The 26,297-nt window shown below is 62.8% G+C and carries 20 protein-coding genes and 2 tRNA genes; 8 read left to right on the forward strand and 14 right to left on the reverse strand.

The annotated features are described in order from the left end of the window. Positions 1-45 precede the first annotated feature (45 nt). From WKV53_RS16365 to WKV53_RS16385, 5 genes are all read right to left on the reverse strand, one after another. The gene (locus tag WKV53_RS16365) at positions 46-2,844 is read right to left on the reverse strand and encodes a PSD1 and planctomycete cytochrome C domain-containing protein (RefSeq protein WP_341405851.1); all 2,799 of its coding nucleotides are present in this window, start codon (positions 2,842-2,844) and stop codon (positions 46-48) included. A 71-nt stretch (positions 2,845-2,915) separates the two neighbouring features. Further along, entirely contained in the window at positions 2,916-3,896 is a 981-nt protein-coding gene (locus WKV53_RS16370) for a ThuA domain-containing protein (protein WP_341405852.1), read from the reverse strand. A gap of 126 nt (positions 3,897-4,022) precedes the next feature. Then, positions 4,023-4,940 carry an endonuclease/exonuclease/phosphatase family protein gene (locus WKV53_RS16375; RefSeq protein WP_341405853.1) on the reverse strand — a complete coding sequence of 306 codons (918 nt, stop codon included), beginning with the start codon at positions 4,938-4,940 and terminating at the stop codon, positions 4,023-4,025. After that, the gene (locus WKV53_RS16380) at positions 4,937-5,995 is read right to left on the reverse strand and encodes a peptidylprolyl isomerase (RefSeq protein ID WP_341405854.1); all 1,059 of its coding nucleotides are present in this window, start codon (positions 5,993-5,995) and stop codon (positions 4,937-4,939) included. Before WKV53_RS16380 ends, WKV53_RS16375 begins: the two co-directional genes overlap by 4 nt. 45 nt (positions 5,996-6,040) lie before the next feature. After that, positions 6,041-7,252 carry a L,D-transpeptidase family protein gene (locus WKV53_RS16385; RefSeq protein ID WP_341405855.1) on the reverse strand — a complete coding sequence of 404 codons (1,212 nt, stop codon included), beginning with the start codon at positions 7,250-7,252 and terminating at the stop codon, positions 6,041-6,043. Positions 7,253-7,467: 215 nt separating this feature from the next. Between WKV53_RS16385 and WKV53_RS16390 the strand changes: the two genes are divergently transcribed. Beyond that, positions 7,468-7,538: transfer RNA gene (locus tag WKV53_RS16390), tRNA-Gln, on the forward strand. Positions 7,539-7,678: 140 nt separating this feature from the next. Next, positions 7,679-7,749 (forward strand) — tRNA-Gln (locus tag WKV53_RS16395). A gap of 335 nt (positions 7,750-8,084) precedes the next feature. Here WKV53_RS16395 and WKV53_RS16400 read toward each other — a convergent pair. From WKV53_RS16400 to WKV53_RS16410, 3 genes are all read right to left on the reverse strand, one after another. Beyond that, on the reverse strand, positions 8,085-9,248 hold the full coding sequence (locus tag WKV53_RS16400) for a GAF domain-containing sensor histidine kinase (protein ID WP_341405856.1): 1,164 nt from the start codon (positions 9,246-9,248) through the stop codon (positions 8,085-8,087). Between the two features lie 65 nt (positions 9,249-9,313). Next, a complete protein-coding gene (locus tag WKV53_RS16405; RefSeq protein ID WP_341405857.1) occupies positions 9,314-12,337 on the reverse strand; it encodes a BNR-4 repeat-containing protein in 3,024 nt (1,007 codons plus the stop codon). Positions 12,338-12,501: 164 nt separating this feature from the next. Further along, a complete protein-coding gene (locus WKV53_RS16410; RefSeq protein ID WP_341405858.1) occupies positions 12,502-13,005 on the reverse strand; it encodes a DUF892 family protein in 504 nt (167 codons plus the stop codon). Positions 13,006-13,230: 225 nt separating this feature from the next. Between WKV53_RS16410 and WKV53_RS16415 the strand changes: the two genes are divergently transcribed. Further along, complete coding sequence (locus tag WKV53_RS16415; protein ID WP_341405859.1) at positions 13,231-14,541, forward strand: MFS transporter; 1,311 nt, start codon at positions 13,231-13,233, stop codon at positions 14,539-14,541. Positions 14,542-14,820: 279 nt separating this feature from the next. Here WKV53_RS16415 and WKV53_RS16420 read toward each other — a convergent pair whose 3' ends face one another. Beyond that, positions 14,821-15,654 (reverse strand): alpha/beta hydrolase, encoded by an 834-nt coding sequence (locus WKV53_RS16420; RefSeq protein ID WP_341405860.1) that lies wholly within the window; start codon positions 15,652-15,654, stop codon positions 14,821-14,823. A gap of 91 nt (positions 15,655-15,745) precedes the next feature. Here WKV53_RS16420 and WKV53_RS16425 point away from each other — a divergent pair, with 91 nt between their 5' ends. After that, complete coding sequence (locus tag WKV53_RS16425) at positions 15,746-16,771, forward strand: DUF3500 domain-containing protein (RefSeq protein ID WP_341405861.1); 1,026 nt, start codon at positions 15,746-15,748, stop codon at positions 16,769-16,771. A 128-nt stretch (positions 16,772-16,899) separates the two neighbouring features. Here the strand turns inward: WKV53_RS16425 and WKV53_RS16430 are convergent, their stop codons facing one another. Together WKV53_RS16430 and WKV53_RS16435 are read right to left on the reverse strand one after the other, a co-directional pair. Continuing rightward, positions 16,900-18,450, reverse strand: coding sequence for a glucose-6-phosphate isomerase (locus tag WKV53_RS16430; RefSeq protein WP_341405862.1), 1,551 nt, complete (start codon positions 18,448-18,450; stop codon positions 16,900-16,902). Positions 18,451-18,561: 111 nt separating this feature from the next. Next, positions 18,562-19,092: an adenine phosphoribosyltransferase gene (locus WKV53_RS16435; protein ID WP_341405863.1), complete on the reverse strand. Its 531-nt coding sequence runs from the start codon at positions 19,090-19,092 to the stop codon at positions 18,562-18,564. A gap of 477 nt (positions 19,093-19,569) precedes the next feature. Here WKV53_RS16435 and WKV53_RS16440 point away from each other — a divergent pair, with 477 nt between their 5' ends. The 3 genes from WKV53_RS16440 to WKV53_RS16450 are packed head-to-tail and all read left to right on the forward strand — an operon-like array spanning position 19,570 to position 23,157. Then, positions 19,570-20,523 carry a hypothetical protein gene (locus tag WKV53_RS16440; protein ID WP_341405864.1) on the forward strand — a complete coding sequence of 318 codons (954 nt, stop codon included), beginning with the start codon at positions 19,570-19,572 and terminating at the stop codon, positions 20,521-20,523. Further along, positions 20,510-21,487, forward strand: coding sequence for an ABC transporter ATP-binding protein (locus tag WKV53_RS16445; RefSeq protein ID WP_341405865.1), 978 nt, complete (start codon positions 20,510-20,512; stop codon positions 21,485-21,487). The genes WKV53_RS16440 and WKV53_RS16445 overlap by 14 nt, the downstream gene beginning before the upstream one ends. Beyond that, the gene (locus WKV53_RS16450) at positions 21,484-23,157 is read left to right on the forward strand and encodes a hypothetical protein (RefSeq protein WP_341405866.1); all 1,674 of its coding nucleotides are present in this window, start codon (positions 21,484-21,486) and stop codon (positions 23,155-23,157) included. The genes WKV53_RS16445 and WKV53_RS16450 overlap by 4 nt, the downstream gene beginning before the upstream one ends. Before the next feature lie 16 nt (positions 23,158-23,173). Here WKV53_RS16450 and WKV53_RS16455 read toward each other — a convergent pair whose 3' ends face one another. Further along, the gene (locus WKV53_RS16455; protein ID WP_341405867.1) at positions 23,174-23,521 is read right to left on the reverse strand and encodes a hypothetical protein; all 348 of its coding nucleotides are present in this window, start codon (positions 23,519-23,521) and stop codon (positions 23,174-23,176) included. A gap of 9 nt (positions 23,522-23,530) precedes the next feature. After that, complete coding sequence (locus WKV53_RS16460; RefSeq protein WP_341405868.1) at positions 23,531-24,157, reverse strand: acyl carrier protein phosphodiesterase; 627 nt, start codon at positions 24,155-24,157, stop codon at positions 23,531-23,533. An 84-nt stretch (positions 24,158-24,241) separates the two neighbouring features. On the opposite strand from WKV53_RS16460, the gene WKV53_RS16465 reads away from it, so the two are divergent. Continuing rightward, complete coding sequence (locus WKV53_RS16465) at positions 24,242-25,024, forward strand: aminotransferase class IV (protein ID WP_341405869.1); 783 nt, start codon at positions 24,242-24,244, stop codon at positions 25,022-25,024. 58 nt (positions 25,025-25,082) lie between these two features. Here the strand turns inward: WKV53_RS16465 and WKV53_RS16470 are convergent, their stop codons facing one another. Beyond that, the gene (locus WKV53_RS16470) at positions 25,083-26,165 is read right to left on the reverse strand and encodes an Ldh family oxidoreductase (protein ID WP_341405870.1); all 1,083 of its coding nucleotides are present in this window, start codon (positions 26,163-26,165) and stop codon (positions 25,083-25,085) included. Positions 26,166-26,297: the final 132 nt, after the last annotated feature.

The following is a 26,297-nucleotide window of genomic DNA, read 5'->3' on the forward strand; positions in this document are numbered from 1 at the left end:
TCGCCGTGAAATCCATATGTCCGAAATACCCCCTTCGCTGCCTTTTCAGTGGTTGAAGATGAACTCCTTTGAGTTCAGCAGGGCCCAGAACACATCATTGAGGATTTGCTGCTTTTCCCCGTCGTTTTTTCCCTCATTGACGGCTGCCATGAGCTTCTCCAGCTCGGTGGCAGTTGGCATGCGGTTCACGGTCTTGAGATAGAGCTGTTGGATGACTTCCTCCGGACTCTTTTTCTGCTCCAACATGGACTCCACGATCTTGCCCTGTTGGATGCGATTGTGGGTGGCATCGCCATTGAGGAGATGGAGCGCCTGGGACAGGTTCGGCTCCATTTTCACCTCGCAGGAACAGACCGTGGCCCGGCTGGCGCGGCCGAAGGTGGTGAGGAAATAGGTGGAGGTATTGCCATCGGCGATCTGGACGGCACTGGAGCCGAGTGGCAGGCCCTTGAACTTGTTCGGGGTCTGGGTCGCCTGGGAGATGCAATCGAGCAGGACCTCTGCGCGGATGCGCCGGACCATGGAGCGAGAGAAATTCCGGGTGTCGGTCTCGTTCGTTTCGTTGGTCGCGCTGGAGAGCTGGTAGGTGCGTGAGGTGCAGATGTCGCGGACCAGCTTCCGCAGGTCATAGTTGTATTCGACGAACTTGCTGGAGAGTGCCGCGAGCAGCTCGGGATTCGCCGGTGGATTGGAGATCCGGACGTCGTCCACCGGATCGGTGATGCCTACGCCGAAGAAGTGGGCCCAGGTGACGTTGGCGACGTTGCGGGCAAACCATGGATTGTCGGTGGAGGTCAGCCACTCGGCCATGGCTTCGCGGCGGGACTTTTTGCCGAAGTCATCGGGGGTCTTGGTGCCGAGGAAGCGGGGCTTCACCGGTTGCTTCGTTACGAGGTGGGGGACCTCGCCATTGCCATCGAAGACGATGCGCTCGCGGGGGTCTTCGGCAGGCTTGCGCTTCACTTGGGCGAAGAACGAGGCGAAGCCGTAGTAGTCGTCCATGGTCCACCGGTCGAAGGGGTGATTGTGGCATTGGGCGCATTGGATGCGGGTGCCCATGAAGACCTGGGCGACGTTCTCGGTGAGCTTCAGGACGTCCTGCTCGATCTGAAAGAAGTTCGTGGCCGGGCTGGAGAAGGTGCCGCCTTCCGAGGACAGCAACTCGCGGACGATCTCATTGAAGGGCTTGTTGCCTGCGATGCGGTCGCGCAGCCAATTGTAGTAGCCGAGAGCGGCCTTGTAGGAGACCTGCTGCGGGCCGTTGTTGAAGGTGCGGATCTGCAGGAGTTCCGCCCACTTCATGACCCACATCTCGGAGAACTCCTTGCGGCCGATCAACTCGTCTACCAGTGCCTCGCGCTTTTTCGGATTGGTGTCGGTGAGGAATTTCTCCCGCTCGGATGGTTCCGGGAGCTTGCCCACCACATCAATGAAGACGCGGCGCAGGAAGGTCTCATCATCGCAGAGGGGCGCGGGGATGATGCGGAGCTTGTGCAGCTTTTCGTAGACGGGCTTGTCGATGTAGTTGAACTCGGGAAGCTCGGGTCGCGTGTAGTTGAGGTTCTTCGGAATGACGATCGCCTGGGCGACCTCGGTGAAGGTCATGAAGCGGCCTAACAGAAAGGCCTCACCGCGGTTCTTCGAGGTGGAGAGGCCGCTGCGGAGATTGATCGAGACCGAGTTGTCGTTCGAAGTGGAGAAGGACGAGAGTGTGGTCACGTCGCGGTCGGTGCCGTCAGAATAGGTGGCCTTAACCGTGAAAGGGGTTTCCAAGTCTTCGCCCTTGAGGACGAGTTGCGAAGGCTCGACGGTGATGCCGGTGGGTCGTGCGATCTCGCCCTGATCATACTCGGCGCCGGACTTGATCCAGGCGACGAGGGTCTCGTAAGGCGCGCTGCCTTTCTCAAAGAGTTTACCGCCGGTGTGCGGGACTGCGCCCACCGCCTTGGTCACCATCAGGGACTCTTCCGGTAGGGAGAGATTGATGCGGCGGCCGGGGTTTTCGCGCGTGAGGCGGAAGTGATCGCCCTGCGGATCGAAGCCGAAGAGGCTGAGGTGGAAGCCGTCCTTGCCGCGTGCCGAGCCGTGGCAGGAGCCGGTATTGCAACCGGAAGAGGTGAGCACCGGCATCACGTCGAGCTGGAAGGAGATCGGGCGCGGCTTGGTGGCGTCCTTCACGGTGACCGGGACCTCTGTCTTCAGGCCGCGGTATTCCAGAGTTAGCGTGGTGCTTCCGTCCTTGAGGGGCTTGAGGGTGGTGCCTTCCAGTTTGGCGACCGACGGGTCGGCGACGCTGGCCTTGATCTGGCGGGTGATATCCTGGGTGGCCGCGTCCTTGAAGCGGGCGATGGCCAGCACCCTGTGGAAATCCGCGGAGGTCTCGAGAGACACCGTTTTCGGGAAGGCTTCGATGCCGGCGATCTCGGGATCGGCCGGTGCGTTCCAATCCGGCAAGGCGGTCTTCGGCCGCGGGGCGAACACAATGCCCTCGGGCCATGGCGCTCCTTCTTTCATCCAAGTCTCCAGCACTCCGATCTCTTCCTGAGTGAGGGGCTTGCCCTTCGGCGGCATGATGTCGTCGTCATCCTCCTCCAGCTTCACCCGGACGAGCAGCTCGGACTTTTCCAGGTGTTCCAGCACGATCGCGGCGCCTGATTTGCCACCCTTGAGGAAGTGCTCGCGGGTGGTCATCAGCAGGTCGCCCTTGGTCTTCTCCGGGCAGTGGCAGGAGACGCACTTCGTCTCCAGGATCAGCCGTGCCTTCTCAAATGACTCCGACGCCCCGGCGAGGGCCGGGAAGGCGAATGCCAGAAGGAGTGCAGGCGACGGAAAACCGGATGGCATTCCGCGATTACGGGGCCGGCGGCCGCTTTCTCACAGGAGAAATCCGTTTGAATGAGGTGGCAACGGCCGCCTCACTTCAAGTCGGCGGGCTTCACGCCCTTCTTGTAGCCTTTGAAGCCGAAATTCGAGGGCTTGTAGTCGCCGATCGGCTCCACATCGAGCTTCGCCGGAACCGGCAGGCCGCAACCCCAGTAGACGGAGTTCACGACGAAGCGGCGGACGCCCGGTGACTCGAAGTCGGTCGCGGCACCCATGGTGGAGCAGATCACCTTCTGGGTCTTGCCATTGTCCAGCTTGCGGTCGCGGACCCAAGCGACCGGCATCATGGGATCGTTCTTCTTGCCGGTTACCGGAGCATCGTCCGGCTTCATGCCGGTGAGGACCGAGCCGCGGAGCAGGACCTTCGCGTCATCGGGGAGCTTGTTGACGGCATAGACATCGGTGGGTCCCCACACGTCGGTGACGCCGGTAAGCAGGGGATGGCTCTTGTTCGCCTCCTCGATCACGCCGCGGGTGCTTTCGTGGGCATGGTTGCCGTGGTGATTCACCCACGTCTCGCCGAGGACATTTTTGCCGAAGCCGCCGTTCGCATTGTAGGACCACGAGGCGTAGGGGCTGTCCTTCTTGCGGCTGTAGCTGAACGAGTGCGTGGAGGTGCGCAGGCCGAGCAGAGGCTTGCCGGCTTCGACGTAATCGACGATGTGCTTCATCTTGTCGTCCGGCAGTTCGCGGAAGCGGAGGCCGAGGATGACGAAGTCAGCGGAGTCGATCGATTCGATGCCCGGGATATTGGTCTGCTCGTCGGGATTGATCTCGCCACTTGCGGGGTCGACGGAGAAGAGGACGGTGCACTTGAAGCCGTGCTTCTCGGCCAGCATCTTGCCGAGCATGGGGAAGGATTCCTCCGAGCGGTATTCCTCATCGCCACTGACCAGCACCACATGCTTGCCCTTGCCCGGGCCGGACTTGCCTTCGAAAACAATCCAAGAATCGTCAGCCAGAGTGGAGGAGGCGAGGGCGACCGGGAGGATGAGGCGGAGAATGGGCTTCATGATGCGATTACCCGCGAACCAAGCGGCTTCTTGCGAAGGCGGCAAGAATCATCCCATGAAAATCCCTTGCTACTGTGGAAACGTGTTTGGTTTCGCCGGAGTGGAATATCCATGTGACACCCCGCGTCACTTCCACCTCACCTTGGCCCACACGGGGAAGTGATCGGACGGCTGCTCTTCGCGGGCGCGTTCGACCTTGATGTCGGATGCTTCGACCTTGGCGCCGTGGCTGACGAGGATGTGGTCCACCTTTACCCAGCCGTCGCGGTTGCCCTGCCAGAAGTGGAGGGTGCGGCGGTTCTTCACGTCGGCGTGGAGGATCTGATAGGTATCGATCAAGGGCGTGCTCCACGGCGCTTGCTTGGTGCCTGCGAGCGTGACGGACTTTCCAACGAAGTAGTCGACGGCGGGGTTTCCTTCGGTCGCATTGAAGTCGCCTAACAGAACGAGCGGCTCTTCCGGATGAGGCCGGCTTCCGATGCGCTTGGCGATCAGGGGCGCGGCCCGCTCGCGTGAGTATTGGTTGCGGTGGTCCCAGTGGGTATTGAAGACGCAGAAGCCGCGACCGGTGCTGCGATCGACGAGGCGGACCCAGGTGGCGGTGCGGGGGAAGCCATTGCCCCATGTCATTGAACCGGGCTTCTCCGGTTCATCGGAAAGCCAGAAGGTGCCGCCGTCGGTTTTCTCGAAGCGGTCGCGGCGGAAGAAGATCGCGGCATATTCGCCGGCGCGCTTGCCGTCATCGCGACCCACGCCGTGGAAGTCGTAGTCGGGGAGGGAGGCTCGCAAGTCGGCAGCTTGCCCGTGGAGGCACTCCTGCACGCCGAAGACGTCGGGATTCATGGTGTGGATGGATTTGACCAAGCGCCCGATGCGATTTGGCCACGCCTTCCAGTCGCGTTCGCCCGGATCCTCGTAGCGGATATTGAAGGTGGTGAGGGTTAGCGGCAGGGAACCATCTTCCGACACGGGCACGGCCTTCGGGGCCTCGTGGTGGCAGGTGGAGATGATGGCAAGGAGGCCGCTGCAGAGGAGCCACTTCATTTGGCGGGCAGGTCGTCGAGCACGTCGATGGAGCTTCCTGCTGCTTCACGCAAGGTCTTCCGGAGTTCCTGCACCGCGTCGCGTCGCTTCACTGCTTCCAAAGCGGCGATCACCTCGGGTTTCGCCTCGTCGAAATTCCGCGGCTCCGCGGGTTTGCGTCCGGTGACCTCCACCAGATGCCAGCCGAGCTTGGTGCGGACCAGCGATGGGCGGTCCGGCGGAAGGGCAAAAACCGAGGCGGCAAAGTCCGCCGGCAAGCGATCGCGAGTCATCCAGCCGAGCTTGCCGCTGTCGGTCTTGCTGCGCGGATCGTCGCTGAGTTCGGCGGCGATGGTGGCGAAGTCCTTTTGCTTCGCGGTCAATTCGGCCAAGGCTTTTTCCAAGAGTGCCCGTGCCTCCGCGGCGTCGCGCTGGAGCGTGGAGACAAACACGTGCCGGACCTCGATTCGTTCGGGCCGGGCAAGCTCTGCCGCATGAGTGTCGAACCATGCCCGAGCTTCCTGTTCGCTCACGCTGATGTTTGCCTTGATGCGGCTTTCGATGAATCGCTGCTGCTGGAGCCGGGCGCCAAGCCGCAGGCGCAGTTCCTTGTCCGAGTCTATGCCTTCGGTGGCGAGATGAGCGCGCATTTCCTCCGGGCTCTCGAACCGTAAGGCGAGCCGCTTCTCTGCTTCATCGAGCTCCGCGTCGGACACCGGCAGTGCGGCTGCTTCGTCTTTCGTGGCTGCGCGAAGGAGCTCGTGGTCGATGAGGTCATCGAGCGCTGCCTTTCGCTCGGCCTGCCGTTGCGCGGGTGCCAGTGAATCGAGCGTGAGGCCGCGCAGCCAGAGGCGCTCCTTGGTGGCGCGCTCGACTTGGGATGAGAGGATAGGCCTGTTCGCCACTCGTGCGACCACGCCTTGGGCCTTTGCCTTCGCGATCGACTGGGGGCTATCGGGGAGGCCGCGCCGCATCCACTGGCGCAAGGGGCCGGTGAAAACAAAGAGATCCCCCGCGAGATAGAGCAGGATGGCCGTGAGGAAGCCGATGCGGAGGGTGCTTGTCGTCAGGCGCACGCGGGGAAAAGTTGCGCACCGTTACGCGATTCCCGCGCGCTTCCTTCAGCGGATTTCCACCGTCGCCCCGGGCCGGATCAGGGTGGGGATGCGGATGGCATCCCAATTCGCGAGGCGGATGCAGCCGGCGCTGCGGGCGCGGCCGATCGTTTCCGGATCGGCGGTGCCGTGGAGGCCGATGCCCGGCTTGCTGAGGCCATTCCAGATGATGCCCACCGGGCTGTTAGGGCCGGGCGGGATGTTCAGGGAGTCGCTACCGCGTTTGCCGGTCTCGAGCAGTGACTTGTCGTAGCGCCAGACCGGCAGCTCGACGCTGTTGTTGAGCTTCCACACGCCGTAGTGGATGAACTGCGGCTTGCCGGGTGTGATGGGGAAGGAGGCGACCAGCGCGTGATTCGCGACCGGAGCCTTCTTCGGCTTCACCAGCACGGGTTGGTTGGAAACGGTTTCTTCTTCGTCGATCACCAGCGCGGCTGGAGCGGCTTCGAAGATGCGGACCTGGTTCTTCTTGGTGTCCACCACCACGTGGCGTTCGGACATCGTGGGGTCGGCCTCGTAGCGCTTGCCGCTGATGCTTTCGATCAGGAAGGGCTTCACGTTTGGCACGATCAGGGTGCCGCCGGGCTTCACGCCCCAGGTGTTCTTGGCGCCATTGAGCTCGAGGATGAAATCGACGCTGGTGTGAAAGCGCTCCGACATGAACTCCGCGATGCTGCGGTAGCTCATCTGCTTGGCCTTCGCCTGGCCTGCGTGATCGTGGGAGAGTCCGCTATCCACCCACTTGGAGGCGATGTCGGGGACGAGGGCCGTCGCGAAGGCATTCGGCACGGCCTTGCGCGCGGCGGCCAGGACGGGGCCCATGTCATCCGCCTCGTGGCCGTGGATCTCATTCCACGAGGCCACTGCCTGGATGGTGAAGCGGCCGGGCTTGCCATCGACGACGCCGGGTCCGAAATTCGATTGGTCGAGGAAGACCTGGAGCCGGATTGCATCCTCGCCGGTCGGGAGATTCGCGATCGCCGGAGCGTCGGATTTCGAGCTCGGCTTGTGCTCCTGCATCTTCACCACGCCCGGGGCGATCGGCGTGCACTGCGCGACGGGAGTCGGGGCGGAGGCCGGAGTGGCAGGCGCGGGCGGAGGGGTAACTTTCTCTTTGGGCGTGATTTCCGACGGATCCACGGGCAGGGCGCGCAGGGGGTCGGCATTGGACGAGAGAGCAGTGGCAAGTAGGGCGGCGGCGACGGAATTCCGGAACATCTTCGGCAAGTTTGAAGGTCGGGACAGAGGGAGTATTTCAGATTTCTTCCTGATGTCACGCGGGGAAGCCTAACGGTTGGAGAGGGGTGGCTGCGCCGTGGCGGTTCCGAAACTTCACGGGTCGCGCGCCCTTCGTGAAAGCCGCGGAATTCTGGTTAAATTCCGCATTGCCAAACGAAAAAGGTCCGCCTAGCTTGCGCGCCCCGACGCCGAAGAGCCCCTTGGTGTAATGGTAACACTACGGATTTTGATTCCGTCTTTCCAGGTTCGAGTCCTGGGGGGGCTGCTCTGTCGAGCGACACTCTCTAGTCAGTCCTGAGCACGACAGATTTTGATCTCGGGTGTTCGAGGTGGACGGCGACAAAAGCGACATTTCCCTGTTGCCAAGGTTGGTCGATTACCTAGTTTCGGCGCGCCTTAAGCAAGAGCCCCTTGGTGTAATGGTAACACTACGGATTCTGATTCCGTCTTTCCAGGTTCGAGTCCTGGGGGGGCTGCTCTTTCCTCACCACCCCGGGCATGAAGGAAAAAGGGAGAAGAGTTCGTGGCCACTCTGAGTGGACCTTAAGAAGGAACGAACTCAACCACCGGGGCCGCCTCATCGATTTGGGAGGCGCGGTTCTTTTGGCAGCCTTACTTCCGTTTTCTCCGAGCCTGCAGCCACATGGCCTGCTCGAACGAAAAGGCCCCTCCCGGTGGGAGGACCGGAAGGGGCGTAGCTGAAGCACAACAATGAAGTAACAAACGATGTGCACCGGAAGCGGACCGGGCACGATGTCATGATGGCAGGAAAGCTGCCTGCGGCCATCACGTGATCGCGTGGCGATCTTGCTTACTTCGCGAGAGGAAAGGAGATGCGGAAGATGGCTCCTTCACCGGGCGGGCTGACGAGGCGGACGCTGCCGCCTTCTTCATCCACGAGGCGCTTCACGATCGAGAGGCCGAGGCCGGTGGAGGCTTCGCCACCGGTGGGGCAGGCGGTCATGCGGGCGTAGCGGGAGAAGATCTTCGGCAGGTCCTCGACGGCGAAGCCGGGGCCGGTATCGGAGACCTCGAAGCCGGCTTCATCCTGATCGAGGATCCACTCCAAGCGCACGGTGCCGCCGGGAGGGGTGAACTTGATCGCGTTGCTGAGGAGATTGTCGGCGACGCGTTCGATGACCCATTCGGCGGCGGCCAGCTGGACGAGCGGGATGCCGTTGCGGTGGCCGAGCGTCAGTCCTTTGCTTGCCGCTGCCGGACGATGGCGTTCGAGGACGTTGGAAAGGACCGCGTGGAGGTCCTGGCAGCGGGGCTCTTGCCGGTCGCGGCGGGCGAGTGAGTCGACCAGGCGCGAGGCTTGATCGCTGGATTCGCCCAAGGCTTCCACCAGAGGGACCAGCTCGCGGGGCATGCGATCGGAGCGCTCCTTGAGGAGGTTGGTGGCCATCTTGATGCCGGCCAGCGGTGACTTGAGATCGTGGATGACCACCTCCAGCGAGCTCTTCTCGCGATGGCGTGAAATCAGCAGCTCGATTTGACCGGCGACGAGTGCGGTGAAGTCGCGAACGGCCTCGATTTCCTGCTCCGTCCAATCGCGCGGGCGAGTGTCGATCACACAGAAGGCGCCGAAGAGATGATCGTCCGAGCCGGCCAAGGGGAAGCCGAGGTAGGCGAGCACGCCGAGGTCGGTGACGGCACCATTTCCGGACACGCGGGGGTCGAGGCGGGCGTCGCGGATAATGAGAGGGCGGCCTTCATTGACGGCGTGCTGGCAGAAGGAGTGGCTCAGGGGCGTCTCGCGGGATTGGTCGACGGGTGCGGGCAGACCGCAGGCGCCGGCGAAGACCTGGCGGTCGGCATCGACGAGGGAAACTAGGCACACGGGCACGTCCAGCACGCGCGCGGCTAGGGAGGTGATTCGCTCGAATTCCGGCTGGGGTCTGCCTTCGAGCAGACCGCTGGAATGGAGCGCTTCCAGCCGGGCTGGATCGGAAACCAGGGGAGGTGGTGTCATTCGCGCGCTAGGCTTGGTAGCGCGGCGGGCTTGCGGGGGCAAGAACGGGTTGATTGGCGATTCGCCTAGAACCCACCCTCCACGAACTCAACACGCCAGAAGCGCTTAGCTTCGCCTACGGTGGCGGGCTGGGTGAAGACGAGTGGGGCACCGGTGCCGTCGCGTGTTTCGACGAGGGCCCAGCTGGTGAGGTTGGTGCTGCTCCAGAGGCGATAGGACCAGCTTGGCTCGGAGGCGACGGTGATGCTGACCTGGGTGTGGTCGTTGCTGAAGGCGACGCGTGGCTGGGGCTTGTGGGCGAAGTAGGCGGCGGCGTCCCACTCGAGCACGGACATGCGGTCGGCGGTATTGGCGGGTGGGGTGTAGCCTTCGCCCTCCGATGCCTGATAGAGGAAGTGAAGCTGCCGCTCGCGGTCCCAGAGCTCGTTGTCGATGATCGGCTCGAAGTTGCCGAGATTTTCGTGGGTGAGGTCGAACTCGATCCACACCTGACGGTCGGGATCTTCGGCCTTTGGCAGGCTGTGAACGATGGTGATGCCATTGTCGCCAGAGTCATCGCGGTAGGCGACGATGATGCGGTCCTGGTCATCATTCACCACGACGGGGCGACCGAGGTCGCGGACGAAGGTTTCGCTGTAGCGGGTGCCGGTGGGGTCGTTGGTGCGATTGGAGACGGTGCGCGTCTGCCACGTGCCATTGTCGTGGCGGAAGACGACCATATACTGGCGGCGGAAGTTGCCGCTGGCGGTGAGCGGGGCCCACCAGGTGGCGGTGACGGGATTGCCGGAGCGATCGAGGCAGGTGCTGGCCTGATTGATGAGGCTGGAGCCTTCCGGGATGTTGACGATGGTTTCGGCACGGGTCGCTTCCACGCCGCTCTCCGCATCGCGGGAGATCGGGAGGGAATAGGGCGTGCCATCGAAGCGCTGCCACGTCTTGCCAGCGTCGGTGGAGCGGCCGAAGCACATCATGTTATTCGTCTGGTAGCCGGCGAAGCCGCCGGGCGAGCCGGGGGCTCCGGGGCCATTGGTGGGCAGGTAGCGCCAGGACCAAGTGAGGATCAGGTCGTCGCCGTCCGGGCCGCCGAGCTGTGGCATGTTCAGATAGGCATTGTAGTCATAGGCCGGTGCCCAAGTGCCCTTGATGAAGGGGGCCTGAACGCCGCCGTTCTGGTGGACCGGGGTCCAGGTGTGGGTGGCGGTGTCCCAGCGGGTGATGAAGGTCTCGCCATTTCCCGAGGCGATCTCGCGGAAGACGAACAGCAGGTCGCCATCCGGCAGCTTCAGGAACTGCGGGTAGGTCACGGTGTTCTCGCTGCCACTCATGGGGCCGTCTGGGCCAAGAACAATCGGCGCGGTGCCAGTGACAGGCGTGGTACTACGGGCATAGTGGAAGGCATCTCCGTGCATGCCCCACGACACGTGCATGTAGCCCTCTCCATCGATGCCGTAGCTGATGACATCGTGGCCATCGGTGATGGTGTTCGCGGTGTAGGGCTGGCGGAAGATTTCCCATTTTGAAGACCCCAAGGTACGACGACCGATCCAGATGGTGTTATTGAACTGGGCGTTCGCGTCGTACTGGTGACGGCCATACCAGGTGATGAACTGCTGGTTGCCGACGGTCTTCAACGATGAGCGGACGAAGGCGACGGTATTGATCGCGGAGGCACCCGCGTAGCCGAAGTCGCTGGTGGCGTGGTCGCCGTCATCGACCGGCACCAGGGTGACGGCGGTTCCGGGAGGACGCGACCACGCGTCGGAGGGATTGGTGCCGGCGATGCGTTCCTGGAGATTGCTGAAGCCATCGCCATCCGGATCCGCTCCCCCATTGAGCGAAAGAGTGCCGAAGTTCGATTGCTCCCAAGAATCGGGCAGGAAGTCGGCGTCGGTGTCCGCGGCGGTCGATGCGCGGTTGTTGGGTGCAGAACCGTGGGCCAGTTCCGCGGCGGTGGTTTCGCCATCGCCGTCCGGGTCGCCATTGGGACCTTGGGAAAGGTCGCCGAAGTAGCGGATCTCAAGGGCATCCGCCAAGGCGTCCGCGTCGGTGTCCGTCGGAGTGGAGTTGGGATTGAAGGGATTGCTGCCGGCCTGGTATTCGGCGAGGTCGGTGGCGCTGTCGTTGTCGTAGTTCGCTCCGCCGAGGCCGGACAACTCGGCGAGGGTCGGTGCGTAGAGCAGCTCCCAGGCATCGGGGAGCAAGTCGTGGTCGGTATCGGTGACGAGATCGATCGGCTGGAAGAGGAATTGATCCGCGCCGCGGGCGACCTTGCTGATGCGGACCTCGTCGATGAGGCCGAGCAGGCCCTCGGTGGAGTTGCCTGTTAGACGCGCCTCATTGCCAATGACCAGCGGGCCGGTCACGCTGCCGGTGGTGCTCTCCGTCGTGGAGCTGCCGATGAGATTGGCGGCGGACACCGAGGCATCCATCAGGGTCCAATAGAGCCGGGTGGCGGTGCCATCGTAGGTGACGGCGACGTGATACCAGTTGGCCGCATTGAACGCGTGGGTGCCGGTGGTAGGGATGGTTGCGGTGGCCGCAGCACCCGCGGTGGCGATGAAATTGAACTCCAACTGGCCGGTGGAGCTGACGCGAAACTGGAAGCCGCGCGCGGCGAGGGCGCTATCCGTGCAGGCGATTTCCCGCTGGGTGCCGGTGATGGAGGGGAGCTTGACCAAGGCCTCGATGGTGAAAGCGCCGTCGGTGCCGGCGAAGGACGATTGGGCCACCGCATCCGGGCAGGTGGTGGCGGTGCCGACCTGAAAGCCGCCGCTGTTATTTGTGTCCAGGCCGATGCCGAGATTGGCGGCGGAGATGTTGGCGGCGGTGCCGAAGGCGGAAGGGCCCGTTGCGCCCAGCACGGCGGTGCTCGCTGGCTGGGGATTGGTGGCGTGATTGAGCAGGGTGGCTCCGTCGAAGGCGATGGCGGAGCGGCCGCCCGAGACCGCATTGGCTGCCACCGAGGCACCGGCGGCTTCATTAAAATGGAACAGGTGCACCGTATCGGCATCCACGACATAGGGACCAATAATGGTCGCATGCACGGGAAGCACGGCGAGGAACGGAAGCAGACGGGCGACGGACGTCATGGAATTCCCACCATGCACCCGCTTTTCCCAGTTCTGAAAGACAAGCCGCCAATCTCCCCCCTAAAGGGGAACGGGGCCGCGTGGAAAGAATGAGGCCGAATCCGCCCCCCGACGGATTCGGCCTGTTTGGGTGTACACCACACTACTTCCAGCCGGAAATCTTGCTATGCAGCGGCGGCCTCATTGACCCCCCGCTTGAACATTCCCCCCATTGCAATGCCCGTCAACGTGTCATCTGCTTCATTTTCAGCGGTCAATGATTCGAGGAGAGCATGGGCGTCATCCTCGAATTCGAGGCATTCCGCAAAGGCGTGGGCGGTTCCGTAGGCGGCGATCTCGTAGTGTTCGATGCGATTCATCGATGCGATCAGCACTGCATCCCGGACGCTGCCCGGGGTGGCTCGGTCCATGCGCCGCTTGGTCTCTTTGATCAGGCCCCGCATCGCCTCACATTGCTCGCCGCCGGCGTTCAGTCCGTGTTGGAGGAAGAGTTCCTGAAGGGTGGCTCGTTGCTCGCGGCCTTGGCCTAGTTGGCCGTTGAGTGTCCTGCGCAGCTTGTCGTCAGTGGCGCGGCGGGCCAATTCGGGGAGCGCGGCGACCAGCTGGGATTTGGCACTGAAAAGGTCGCGAAGTTGATCGTAGTAGAGCTGTTCGAGATTCGTTGTCATGGCTTCGAGGGGTTGCTGGGGGATAGGGTGCAGCCCCTGTGCCGCGAATCCAAAGGACTGATAATCAGAGGTCGGATACCCTGGTGGTGAATTATGCAATGCATCGTGCAATCCCTAAAAAAGCCTACTTGTGGCAACTTGCACCCGTTTGGTCGCATCTGTTGGAAGCATGCCGGATTTCTGGCTTTTTGAGCCGTTAGACCCGGCACCTATTCTAAATCGCCCATGGAAACCCAAATCCTGACGGAAGCCGAACAGCGTGCGGTGATTTCGAAAATCACCTGGCGGCTGATTCCGCTGCTCTTCGTCTGCTACATCGTCGCCTACATTGACCGGATCAATGTCGGCTTCGCAAAGGAGCATCTGGAGCCGGTGCTGGGCGTGGACCCCAAGATCTTCGGCGAGGTGTTCGGGACTGGGGCGGGTCTGTTCTTCATCGGTTACTTCCTGTTCGAGGTGCCGAGCAATCTGGCGCTGCAGAAGTTCGGGGCGCGGCTGTGGATTGCCCGGATCATGGTGGTCTGGGGGATCGTCTCGCTGGGCTTCATGTTCCTGAACGGGAAGACTTCGTTTTATGTGATGCGCTTCCTGCTGGGGGCGGCGGAGGCGGGCTTCTTCCCGGGAATCATCCTCTACCTGACCTTCTGGTATCCGGCGAAGGAGCGGGCAAAGACGGTTGCGCTATTCGCGCTCGGTGGCATCGCGGCGGGGATCGTGGGCTCGCCACTTTCGGGAGCGCTTCTCAAGATGAATGGGATTCTGGGCATCGAGGGGTGGCGATGGATGTTCTTTCTGGAGGCGATCCCGGCGATTGTGCTCGGGGTGGTGGTGTTCGTGTGGCTGCCGAATGGTCCATCGGACGTGAAGTGGCTGCAGGGTCGCGAGAAGGAGTGGCTCCAGAAGACGCTGGCGGCGGAGGCGGTCGAATCACCGGGAGTGAAATACCGGCTGGTGGACGCCTTCTCTGATCTTCGCGTATGGCTGCTGTGTTTGCTTTACTTCCTCGTGAACGTGGCCGGCTACGGGTACGAGTTCTGGGCACCGTCGCTGCTGAAGACCTTGTTTCCGAAGGCGGATAGCCTGGAGCTCGGGCTGTGGAATACGCCGGCGTATGTGGCGGCGGGCGTGGCGATGCTGATGGTGGGCCGTCATTCCGACCGGACGGGTGAGCGGCGCTTTCACGTGGCCGTTCCGGCTGCGATCGCTGCATGCGGAGCGGTGCTGGGAGCCTTCGCGGGGAATCCGTGGCTGGGAATGCTCGGGATGGTGATCCTGCTCGCTGGCCAGAAGTCGACGCTGGGACCCTTTTGGGCGCTCGGCACCGCGGCGCTTCGCGGCACGGCGGCAGCGGGGGGCATCGCGCTCATCAATTCAACGGGCAATCTCGGCGGCTACTTCGGCCCGAAGATCGTGGGCATGATCAAGGATCAGACCGGTGGCAAGGACACGGCGGTATTGCTCTTCCTCGGAGGAGCACTGCTGCTGCTGGGAGGGCTGGCATTGATCCTCCAGCCAGCGCGTAAGGCGAGTCTCTAACAGGACCCTCTAACAAAAGGAGGCGCGGACCGTGTTCCCCCCCAGGAATCCGATCCGCGCCTTGAGTTAACTGGGACCACCTCGACCTCAGCCAGTGGAAATTCCCCCCGGAATTCAGCACCGGCACCGAAGTCGATTCAGTTTCCAGCTTCGTTCGCCCCGCGAACGGGGCAAACGCTCCGCGCAAAATGCCATAAATCGAAGAATTCCGAAGGATTGAGTGCCCGCTAAATCGGCCACTTGATCCCAAAATCGGACAAGGTGGAATAGACGAGGGCGTTACTCGCGCGCCTTTTCCATCGCGGCGTGGATTGCCTCGGGTGCCATGTCCTGAATCGTGTTGTGCCGGCCGCCGGGAATCTCGGTGTAGCGGACGACTCCGGGGAACTCCTTCGCCAACTGACGCGACATGGTGACGGGGATGGCTTCGTCGTCGCTACCGTGGAGGATGAAGACTTCGGCGTTGCCGCGCTTTTCGAGTTCCTTCAGCCGGGTGCGATTGTCGAAGCGGTGCCAGACGAGAAAGCCGAGGTCGACGCCGAACATGGCCTTGGTCATCTGCATCGAGCTGGTGAAGGGCGCGAGCATCACGCCGCGGCGGATGTCGTATTCCTCGGCGGCCATCAGGCAGACGGCGCTGCCGAGGCTGTGGCCGAAGAAGCGGAGCTTGGGTTGATCGGCGGGGAGCGACCACTTCAAGGATGCCATGGCAGCGGGGACGACCGCTTGAAGGTTCCGCCGGATGGTGGCGGGGCGCGGGCTTCCTTCGCAGGCGCCGTAGCCGGGCATATCGATCAGCAGCCAGGCGTCCTTCTTCGGGCCGTATTCGCGGAGCCAGTCGGACCAATCGAGTGCGAGGGTGCCATTGCCGCCGACGACGAGCCAGAGTCGCTCGGGCTTCGGGGTGGGGGATAGCAGGTAGGCCTGCTGCTTGCCCGCGGTGGTGGCGTATTTGATGACGGTGGTTCCGGGCTCGGTGTCCCATTTCGTCACGTCATCCGGTCCGTAGGGGCGGGGGAAGTAGATGAGCTTGCTCTGGCAGCCGGTGAGCAGGGCGAGGAAGCCTAAGATGGAGGTGAGAAGGATCACGGAAGCCCGTCGGAGCAGACGCATGAGAGGGTGTTAGCATCCCGTTCGGGTAGCGTCGAGATGCTGACACTGATGCTTGCGAGAAGTGGCGGGTTCCCGTTGTAATCCACGGATCATGAAAACCCCGCTCCTCGCCTTGTTGCTGAGCCTGCCCGTGATGGCGCAAGACCTGCCGTCGATCGCCGCGATGAAGTCCGCTGCCGATGCCTTCATCGGATCGCTGGACGATGCCAAGCGCGGTCAGGCGGTGTTTCCCTTCGAAGCCGAGGACCGGGAGAAATTCAAGTTCACCCCGCCGCCTCCGGCCCGCACCGGACTTCCCTTCAAGGAGATGACGGAGGCCCAGCGTGCCGCGGCGACCAAGCTGCTGGATGCCGTGCTGAGCGAGAAGGGCAAGCTGAAGGCGACGCAGATCATGACGCTGGAAGGCGTGCTGCGGGAGATCGAGAAGAAGCCCGACTACCGCGATCCGGAGAAGTATTACGTCTCGATCTTCGGCAAGCCAGGCGATGAGAAGGGCTGGGGCTGGAAGTTCGAGGGCCATCACCTGGCGCTCAACTACACGGTCGTGGGTGGTAAGGAGTTCTCCGTCACTCCATCATTCTTCGGTGCGAATCCGGGCGAGGTCATGGAAGGAGAGCACAAGGGCTTGCGTGTCCTGAAGGCCGAGGATGAGCTGGCCCACGCGCTGGTGAACGTGCTGCTGGAAGGCGGGAAGAAGAACGTGATTTTCAGCGACAAGGCTCCGGCGGAAATCCTCACGGCGGAGAACCGCAAGGCAACGGTGCTGGATCCGGTCGGCGTGACCGTGGCCGACATGTCCGAGGCACAGAAGAAGGCGCTGTTAGAGTTGATCTCCGAATACCTGGGACGTCATCGGACGGACCTCGCGGAGGCGGACATGAAGAAGATCGAAACTGCGGGGATTGAGAAGGTCCGCTTCGGTTGGGCCGGCGGGACGAAGCCGGGTGAAGCGTGGTACTACCGGATCCAAGGGCCGACCTTTTTGATGGAGTCCGCGAACGTGCAGAACAACGCGAACCATGTGCATGAGTCGTGGAGATCGTTCGATGGGGACTTTGGAAGGGATATTCTTTCCGAGCACTACAGGGAGCACGAGAAGGAGGGGGCAGCGCACTAAGAGAAGCGCCAAGGAAAGGCAGCCTTCGGGCTGCCTTGTTTGTTTGCATGGCTCTCCCAGTGACAGAGAAAAGCGCATCCGACAGAATGCCGGATGCGCTTGAATGAGAAACGGAGCTTGCCGCTTGCTTACAGCGAGAAGTTGTCCTCCTTCGGCGTGGTGCCGATGGAGATCTGCACTTCGCCGTTGGCGGCGAGGTGGGTGAGGCAATGGTAGACGTCCTCCGGGTCGGCATCGACTTCGAAGGCGACTTCCTCTGCGGTCTTCGCTTCCGAAACGAGGCGGCTGCGCACCGAGCTGAGGAGGTCGAGGAAGATCGAGGCGGCCTTCTTGCCGGCTTCGACGCCGGGCTGGTGGTAGGCGTTGATATTGACCAGCGAGGCGTAGAAGGAAACGGTCCGTTCGAAGAGGCCAATCAGCACGCCGAGCTGGAAGGGATTCACTTCCGGGATGGAGATGGTGATCGACTTGCGGCCGGAATCGTAGAGCGCCTTGCGGGTGCCACGGAGGAAGCCCTGGAGGTAATCGGCGGAGCTGTTGCCGGGCTCGACTTCGATGGAGTCACCATGGCGGCCCTTGCGGACTTCGATGAAAGTGGCGAAGAAATTCGCCACCCCATCGCGCAGCTGTTGGACGTAGGCGTGCTGGTCGGTGGAGCCCTTGTTGCCGTAAACGGCGATGCCTTGGTTCACGACCTTGCCATCGAGATCGTGCTCCTTGCCGAGCGACTCCATGACGAGCTGTTGGAGATACTTCGAGAAGAGGACGAGCGAGTCCTTGTAAGGAAGAACGACCATGTCCTTCTCACCCTTGCCATTGCCGGCAGCATACCAAGCGAGGGCGAGGCGCATGGCGGCGTTCTTGTCGCCGGGCTTGCGGGTTTCCACGTCCATCGCAGCGGCGCCGGCGAGGAAGGCGTCGATATCGATGCCCTGCAGCGCGGCGGGCACGAGGCCGACGGTGGACATCACCGAGGTGCGGCCGCCGACCCAGTCTTCCATGGGGAAGCGGGCGATGAAGCCTTCCTTCTGGGCGTACTGGTCGAGCTTCGAGCCGGTGCCGGTGACGGCCACGGCGTGCTTGCCGAAGTGCAGGCCCGCGGCGTCGTAGGCGGCCTTCGCTTCGATCATGCCGTTGCGGGTTTCCGGAGTTCCGCCGGACTTGGAGATGACGACGACGAGGGTCTTGGCAAGGTTCGCCGCGCCGATGTCGGAGAGGACGCGATCAATGCCGGCCGGGTCGGTATTGTCGAAGAAATGAATGGGCATGCGCGCGCCGTGGCCGATGGCCTCCGACACGAGCTGTGGGCCGAGCGCCGAGCCGCCGATGCCGATGAGCAGGACGCGCTGGAAGACGCCGCCGCTGAGAGGCTTCACCTGGCCGGTGTGGACCTTTTCGGCGAAGGCCTTGAGGTCGGCGAGGGGCTTGGTGACGGCGTCGCGGATTTCCTGGCTCGGGGCGAGGGCGGCATTGCGCAGCCAGTAGTGACCGACCATGCGGCCTTCATCGGGATTGGCGATGGCACCGGACTCGAGAGCGGCGATGTCGGCGTAGGCCTTTTCCACCTTCGGCGCCATTTTCGCGAAGAACGCCTCGTCGAGGTCCATCAGGGAGGTATCGAGCGAGAATCCGAACTGCGGGTAGCGGATCAGGGAGGATGCGTAGGTGGACCAGGACATGGGAAACGTTGGATTGCGGGCGCGGAGTCTGAAAAAGCCGCGGGCCAAGGGCAAGCGGCGCGATTGTCACCCCCGGACGATCCGGTTCATCGGTGGCATCAGTCCGGCTAATTAATCGTTGAATATCAGAATGGAGACCACCTTGTGATCCCCGAGCATTTTTCGGCCGCCTAGGAAGGCGAGCTCGATCAAAAACGTCACGCCGACGACCTTTGCGCCGAGTTGGTCGAGCAATTCCAGCGCCGCGCCTGCGGTGCCGCCGGTGGCGAGCAGGTCATCCACGAGCAGGACGGACTCGCCGGGAGCGACGGCGTCTTCGTGGAGTTCGACCACGGACTCGCCATATTCCAGCGAGTAGGCCTTTTGGCGGGTCTTCCACGGGAGCTTGCCCTTTTTCCGGACGGGCACGAAGCCGGCGCCGAGGCGGTCTGCCACTGCGGCGGCGAAGATGAAGCCGCGGGCGTCGATGCCCACGACCTTGTCGATCTTCTGGCCGCCGGCGCTGTCGCAAATGAGGGTGATGGCGTCGCGGAACAGCGCGCCGTCCGAGAGGACGGGAGTGATGTCCTTGAAGACGATGCCGGGTTTCGGGAAATCGACCACGTCACGAATGGCAGCGCGCAGGGTATCGGCGGATGGCATGATAGGAGAGTCGTTAGACTCCAGCAGGGGGCAGGCCAAGGCGGGAATGTAGCGGCGGGCTGTGACCGCGGCGTTGAGGGACCGTTCAGCCGGCCTGGAGACCGGCGCTCCCGGTAAAACAAAAGCGCCGCACGGAATCGCCATTCCGTGCGGCGCAATTTTTGGGTGAGGCCGGGAGGGCCCTGGGTGAACAGCGATCTAGAGGGATTTGGCCCTTCGGGGGAGTTCAGCGGACAGCGCTAGGGAGGGCAGGCGGTGTCCGATGAGGCGTTCGAAGGGCGAGGGAGGAGAATCTGCTCGGTTCGCAGGCGACCGACGGTGATAGAATGTCAGGATCTGGCGATTTTCACCATTACGTGATCGCGGAGGGGCTGATCCTCAGGGCTTTTTCTTTTCCGCTGCCGGAGGTCTGCTTCATTCAAAGTTCAAGAGCCCTCCACCGGGGTTTCACGATCCTCCCTCACTCCCGTTGCCGTCATGTCTGCCGATTCCACCTTGAAGTCTTTGGTCCCGCTTGCCGTGGGACTCGTGGTCGGCGTCGCAGGCGCCACCATGTTCCGCGCGAGCTTGACCGGAGAAAAGGGTTCCGCCGAGGAGCGGGTGGCCAAGCTGGAGGTGGAGTTGAAGAAGGCCAATAACAAGATTGCGGCCTTGGACGATGCCCCCAGGCGAGACGGCCGGACGGTGAAGGACGGGCTGCGTGACATCGTCGCCGACCTGCGTGCCGGCCGGCCGGTGACACCGGACGATATCCTGAAGCTGACCAAGCCGCTGATGCGTGATCTGGAGCCCCTGATGGCGCGGATGCGGGTGCGTGAGGAGAAACGCCGGATCGACAGCATGACCGGCGAGCTGGCCCGCAAATACAATCTCACCAGCTCGCAGCAGGAGGCGCTTCACAAGTGGTTCGAGCAGAAGTCCGAGGCTGATGCGAAGGCGTGGAGTCAGATCGTCTCCAGTGATAGCACGACCTTCGAAGACATGATCCGCTCGACCCACGACGTCCGGCCGGACGAGGGGCTGGATGCCTTCATGCAGACACAGCTGAGTGGGGACAAGCTCACGCAGTTCAAGACCGAGCGGATGGCCGAACGCGCGCAGCGGGTGGAGCAAGAGGCGGACCGCAGCGTCCAGAGGCTCGACAACATCGTGGGGCTGGATGACCAGCAGCGTGACCAGGTTTTCGGCATCATGGCGCGGAGCTCGCGCGACTACGACCCGGCGATGCAGCTGGAAGGGATCGGCGGACAAATCGGCACGAGCCCGAATGGCGGACGTCAGGAGGCCATGATGTCCGTGCTGCGTCCCGAGCAACGCCAGGCCTACGAAGCCGAACGCCAGCGCCGCCGCCATGAAGCCGAGGAAGATCTGGGCGCGATCGGCCTGAGCCTGCCTCCTAACTGGGACCTTCTCGACAATGACGATTTCTGATCCGCCTGCCCACGTGCCGCGTCCGGCCATCGACATCCGCGACCTGAGGGTGGACTACGGCGATTTCGTCGCGGTGGATGACCTGAGCCTGAAGGTTCCTCCCGGCGAGGTGTTTGGCTTGGTGGGGCCCAATGGTGCGGGGAAGACGAGCACCTTCCGGGTGTTGACGACGTTGATGGAGCCGACGTATGGAGAGGTGATCCTGGATGGCGTGGACGTGCTGGAGGACATTGAGAGCGCACGTCGTGTGGTTGGCTACATGCCCGACCTCGCGCCGGTGCCGGGGGACCTGAAGGTCGGCGAGTTTTTGGAATACTATGCCTCGGCCTACGGGCTTGGAAGTTTGCCACAACGCCGCGAGCGGGTGGTCGAGTGCATGGAAGAGGTGGCCGTGACCGACCTGCGCGAGAAGTGGTGCAAGGAGCTGTCGCGAGGCCAGACGCAACGGGTGGTGCTGGCCAAAACGCTGTTGCACCGGCCGCGGGTGTTGATTCTCGATGAGCCGGCAAGCGGCTTGGATCCCTTGGCGCGGCGTGATCTTCGCAATGCGCTGCGACGCCTGGCGAAGACGGGTGCGACCGTTTTCATCAGCTCGCACATCCTCAGCGAACTGGCTGAGATGTGCACCTCGCTGTGCGTGATGAATCGCGGGCGCTTGCTTGCCTCCGGGACGGTGGAGGAAGTCCGCCAGCAGCTCGGCAATACCGAGCGCACGATCACGGCCAGCTTGCTACATCGGCATGAAGAGGCTGCCGAGTGGTTGGCCGCGATGCCGGCCGTGCATGAGCTGCGCATCGAGGGATCGCAGGTGGTCTTCGGCTTCAAGGGCACTGATGACGAGCAGGCGGACTTGATGGAGGGGCTCGTTCGCGAGGGCTTCCGATTGCGCGCTTTTGAAGAACGCCGCTCGTCCTTCGAGGACATTCTCGTGGAAGTCGCCGAATCCAACCGCCGCTCATCATGAACGCCGCTGATGCTTATCGTCATCGAACGTGGGAGGTTTGGAAGAATCCGATCTTCCGTCGCTATTGCCAGGCGCGCCTGCGTCCGAAAAGTGTCGGATTGGGGATGCTGATCACAGTGCTGATCGCCGGTTTCATGGTGGGGATGGCGCGATCCGGTGGGGTGCGTTCCGGTCTTTCGCTATCGGATGCCTCGCGCCTTGCCCTGCCGCCGTTGCTGGGTTTCCAATGCGTGCTTCTCTTCATCCTGGGCACGGCTCAGGCCGCAGGAGGGATGACGGCGGAGCGTGATGAGGGGGTCATCGATTATCAGCGTTTGGTTCCGATGTCCCCACTGTCGAAGGTGCTCGGGTTTCTCTTCGGCCTGCCGGTGCGCGAGTATGCGATGTTCCTAGTCACGCTGCCTTTCGCCGCGTGGACGCTGTGGCTGGGGGAGATTTCCTGGCACGTGTGGCTGCCGATCTATGCGATTATCCTCACGTCCGCGATCTGCTACCATCTTACGGGATTGGTCACTGGCACCGTGGTGAAGAACCGGCGGTGGGCATTCCTGCTTTCGATTGGAATCGTCTTTTGCCTCTACACCGTCATCCCGCAGATGGCGAAGTTCGGGCTGGTCTACTTCAAGTATCTGACGGTTTGGCCGGTGATGGAGGAATTCGGTCCGAAGCTGATGCCCCGGACCGTGGGATCTGCTCTGGAGACGCTGCAGAATCTTGCGCCGACGGCGAAGTTCTTCGGGCTCGGTTTTCCGGAATCGGTCTTCACTGCCTTTTCCCAAGGCGGACTCATCCTCACGTTCTTCGTCATGCTCTGCCGCAAGTGGCGGAGGACGGAATCGCATCTGCTAGGAAAGACGTGGGCGACCGGCTTTTACATTTGGATCCAGATCCAGTTGTTGGGGAATTCGCTGCCACTGATGGATGAAGGGCTCGTATTCCCATCGAAGGCCTTCAGCCGGCTGACGCGAGTGATACCCAACTGGCATCCGGATCCCAGCGAGGCGGTGGCCATGTCAGGCATCTACGGGGTGATGTCCCTGCTGCTGATCTTCATGTTCGCGATCATCATCACGCCTTCGGCCGACAGCCAGATCCGCGGTTGGCGGAGGGCGAGGAAGCAGGGTGTGGATTCGCTGCCGTTTTTCTCCGATGCGGCCACCGGCTTTTGGGCTGTGCTGATCATGGCGCTTGCCGGGGCGGCGGGATGGTTCCTGTTCACTCAAGGTCTGGTCGAATCGCGCTGGTTCCCCGGGCACGTGATGACGACGAAGATCCTCCTCTTCTTTGCGCTGGTGATGGTCACCGCGGGAGTGGGCTTCCAGGTTTTATTAGAAGCGAAGGGCGGGCGCGTCGTCGGACTGGTGACGATTTTCGCAGGGATTGTGCCTCCGATGGCGGGGGCTGTGATCGCGCCGATCAGCAAGGGGCTGGCACCCCTGTCCGTGTGGTTGTTCGGCATGTCGCCGGCGAGCTTGCCGCTCTATGCGTCGGGGAGCCTGCTATCGCTCTCCGAGCTTCCGGTAGAGATCGCGCGGGCGGTGCCGCGGGCATTTCAGTTCTGGCTCTTCATCACCACCGTGGCCTGTCTGTGGCAGATCAGCCGGCTGTGGGTGTCGAGACGAGCGAAGGCGAAGAGCGTGCTCGAGGGGAATGTGGTGGCAGAGAGGTAAGTGAGCGATGCGGGCGCTACTCGCTGTCGGTCTTTAGCTTTTCCACCGCTTGGCGTGTGCGTTCCGCGAGCAGGCATCTTGCGGCGCTGATCAGCAGGATGATGCAGATGGCTGCGGCCGCTCCATGAAACCAACGTGGCTCGGCACCGAGCTTCGGGATGGTGCGGGCCGCGCCTAACAGGGAGAGGATTGCGGCACCCATAATGCCGTGCCATTTCGCCTTCAGCGAGAAGAAGCCGCAGATGATGAAGCCGCCGCCGAGGGTGAGGCCGCCCTGGAGCAGGGTCGGGTCCTTCGTTTGCTGGAAGACCATGAAGCCGAGGGCCGCAATCAGGATGCCGCCGATGAAAATCAGAATGCGCACGGGTGGAGGCTAGGAGGAGGCGTCGCCGCGGTCGATGACGACGTTTGTTTCCGGTCCGAGAGAACGGACCCAAGCTTCCAAGGATGGGAAGAATTCGTGAAAGCCCGCTTCAAACTCCGAGCGATGGAGGCGGAGATCTTCGATGGCGGTGCGGATGGGGAGGAAGGCGGGATTGCGCAGCGAGACGCGGTAGAAGACGCCGTCGAGGCCTTCGTCCGTGCCATAGTGGCCGAGCCAGTCGTCGGTGATTCGCTCTTCCAAGGTGTCGGCGAGAAAGGGTGGTAGGAGTTCGAAGTGATCGCGCAGGGCCGTGTTGCAGGTGTCGATGAACTCCCTGAGCGGCCACGGGCTGTGGCGGTCCCAGTGACGGGTGAGAAAGTGGTCGTGGACGAGGTCGACGATCACGCCGGCAAAGCGGCGGCGCTCCGGGGCTACCAAGGCTTTCAACCGTGCGGTTACCGGATGCTCGTCGGCGAAGCGGTCGATCGAGCGATGGCGGACGATGCCTTGCACCACTCGCAGGGGGAGCTTCTGCGTGAGTGCTTCCGGTCGCCCGGCCACGAAATCACCGAGCAGATTGCCGATCCGGGAGAGGGGATCGTCTTCGGCCAGGAGGAGGTGGGCGAGGTAGTTCAAGGGCGTGCCCTATTGGAGAGCCGGAAGCGGGGTCGCGCAATGCGGGCTTTCCGATGTGTGTGAGGTTGGCGCAACATCGCGGCCGTGAGCTGGATCTGGTGCAATGGCGACTTTCTCGATGGCCCGCTGGCGGTATCTCCGACGGACCGCGGGTTGACGAATGGGCTGGGCCTTTTCGAGACAGTGCTGGCGCTTGATGGGAAGCCGGTCGCGCTGGAGCTGCATCTGGAGCGTATGACGGCAGGGGCGGCGAGGTTGAGATGGGACTTTGAGGGCGAGGGAATCGAAGAGGCGATCATCGGTTTGTTAGAGCGGACTGAGCTGGCGGGCCAACGCGCGCGGGTTCGAATTGCCATGACGGCCGGGACGGGGGACTTGCGGGATCTGGCTCGCGGGGCTGGAGCGTTGATGTGGATCACTGCTGTTGCCAGTCCGCTGCCGGCCGAGTCGATGACGCTGGTGACATCGGAATTCCCCCGGAACGAGCGTTCGCCATTGGCCGGCCTGAAGTGCGCGTCTTATGCGGAGAACCTGGTCGCGCTTGATGAGGCACGCCGGGCTGGGGGCGATGAGCCGCTGTTCTTCAATACGCGCGGGGAGCTGTGTGAAACTTCCGCGGCAAATGTGTTTCTGGTGAAGGATGGGGTGATCTCCACGCCGCCGCTGTCTTCGGGGTGCCTTGCCGGCACGATGAGGCGGCGGGTCATGCAGCGGGTGGAGGTGAAGGAGGGCGTGCTGACTGCAGCTGACGTGGCCTCGGCCGATGAGGTGTTCGTCACCTCCGCCATCCGTGGCGTGGTGGCTGTCCGCGAAATCGACGGGCGGAGTATGCCAGCCGGGCCTGTGACGGTGGGCCTGCGACGCTAAAAAGGCCCGACCATTTCTGGCCGGGCCTCGGAAAAGGGAACGTGTGTAACCGGAAGGCTCAGTCGATCGGCTCGAGTTCCTTCACGCCGAGTTCGGCGGCGAGCTGGTTGAACTCCATGAGCTCGGCGGCGGTAAAGTGGAGGCCGCCGGCGTCGTCCGACTTCTTGCGGGCTTCGGCTTCGAATTGGCCGGGGAGGATGCAGTTCTCGTTGCCGTGACCGAAGATGTCCTTCAGCACGACCTTGAGGTTTTCCATCTGATCGCGGCCCTTGGCGAAGTCGCCGGCGGAGAGCGCGTCGGGGTGGATGACTTGGAAGTAGAAGGAGGCGGTGGTCTTTTCACCGGCCGGAGCCAGCGCGGAACGACCGCGGAGGGTCGGCAGCGAGCCACCGATGAGACCAGCGTAGAGCTCGTTGAGCAGGCACATGGCGTAGCCCTTGTGCGCGCCGAAGGGCAGCAGCGCGGCGACCTCATTCGGATCGGTGGTCGGCTTGCCATCCTTGTCGACGGCGGCGCCGGGAGGCAGGGATTTGCCCTCGCGCTTGAGGACCTGGACGCGGCCCATGGCGACGGTGGAGGTGGCCCAGTCGCTGACGACCGGGAATCCGACCGCCTCGGTCGTGGGGAAGCCCCAGGAGTGAGGATTGGTGCCAAGGGTGGGGAACTTGCCGCCGAAAGGAACCACTTCCGCGAGGGTGGAGGTGCAATTGGTGTAGGCGATGTAGCCGCGCTCGGCGGCCTCCATCACGTAGCCGCCGCCCCACAAGTAGTGGAAGGCATTGTCCACGCTGACCTGGCCGATGCCGTATTGGTCGGCGAGCTCGATGCAGCGCTCGATGGCCTGGTAGGCGACGCTCTGGCCGAGCTTGCGGTGGGCATTCCAGATCTCGGAGCCGGCAAAGCGGGACTTCACGACCTCGATCTCGGCACCCGGGACGCAGCCGCCGGTGGCGCTGCCGAAAAGGTGGTCAAGGTGCAAGGCCTTGAGCGCGTGGTGAGTGCGGATGCCGTGCCGGGCCGCTTCCGCGGCCAGCTTCGCTCCCTCGGCCGCTTCTTGGGCGGTGTAGCCACGGGATTGATAAGCGGCTTCGACGAGCTTGTCGTGGGCTGCGCGGGAGACGGTCAGGAATTCGGAAAGCACTGCGGAGGACATACTATGGCAGGCCGAAAGTAGACGACAGGTTGTCTTACAACTCAAGCTCGGATTCCTAGCTCGATTGGGTAGGTAGGAAGGATTCTCAGAAAAGGCTGACGATTGCGCCAATCATCAGGA

Source organism: Luteolibacter sp. Y139 (genome assembly GCF_038066715.1).
Lineage (GTDB): Bacteria > Verrucomicrobiota > Verrucomicrobiia > Verrucomicrobiales > Akkermansiaceae > Haloferula > Haloferula soli.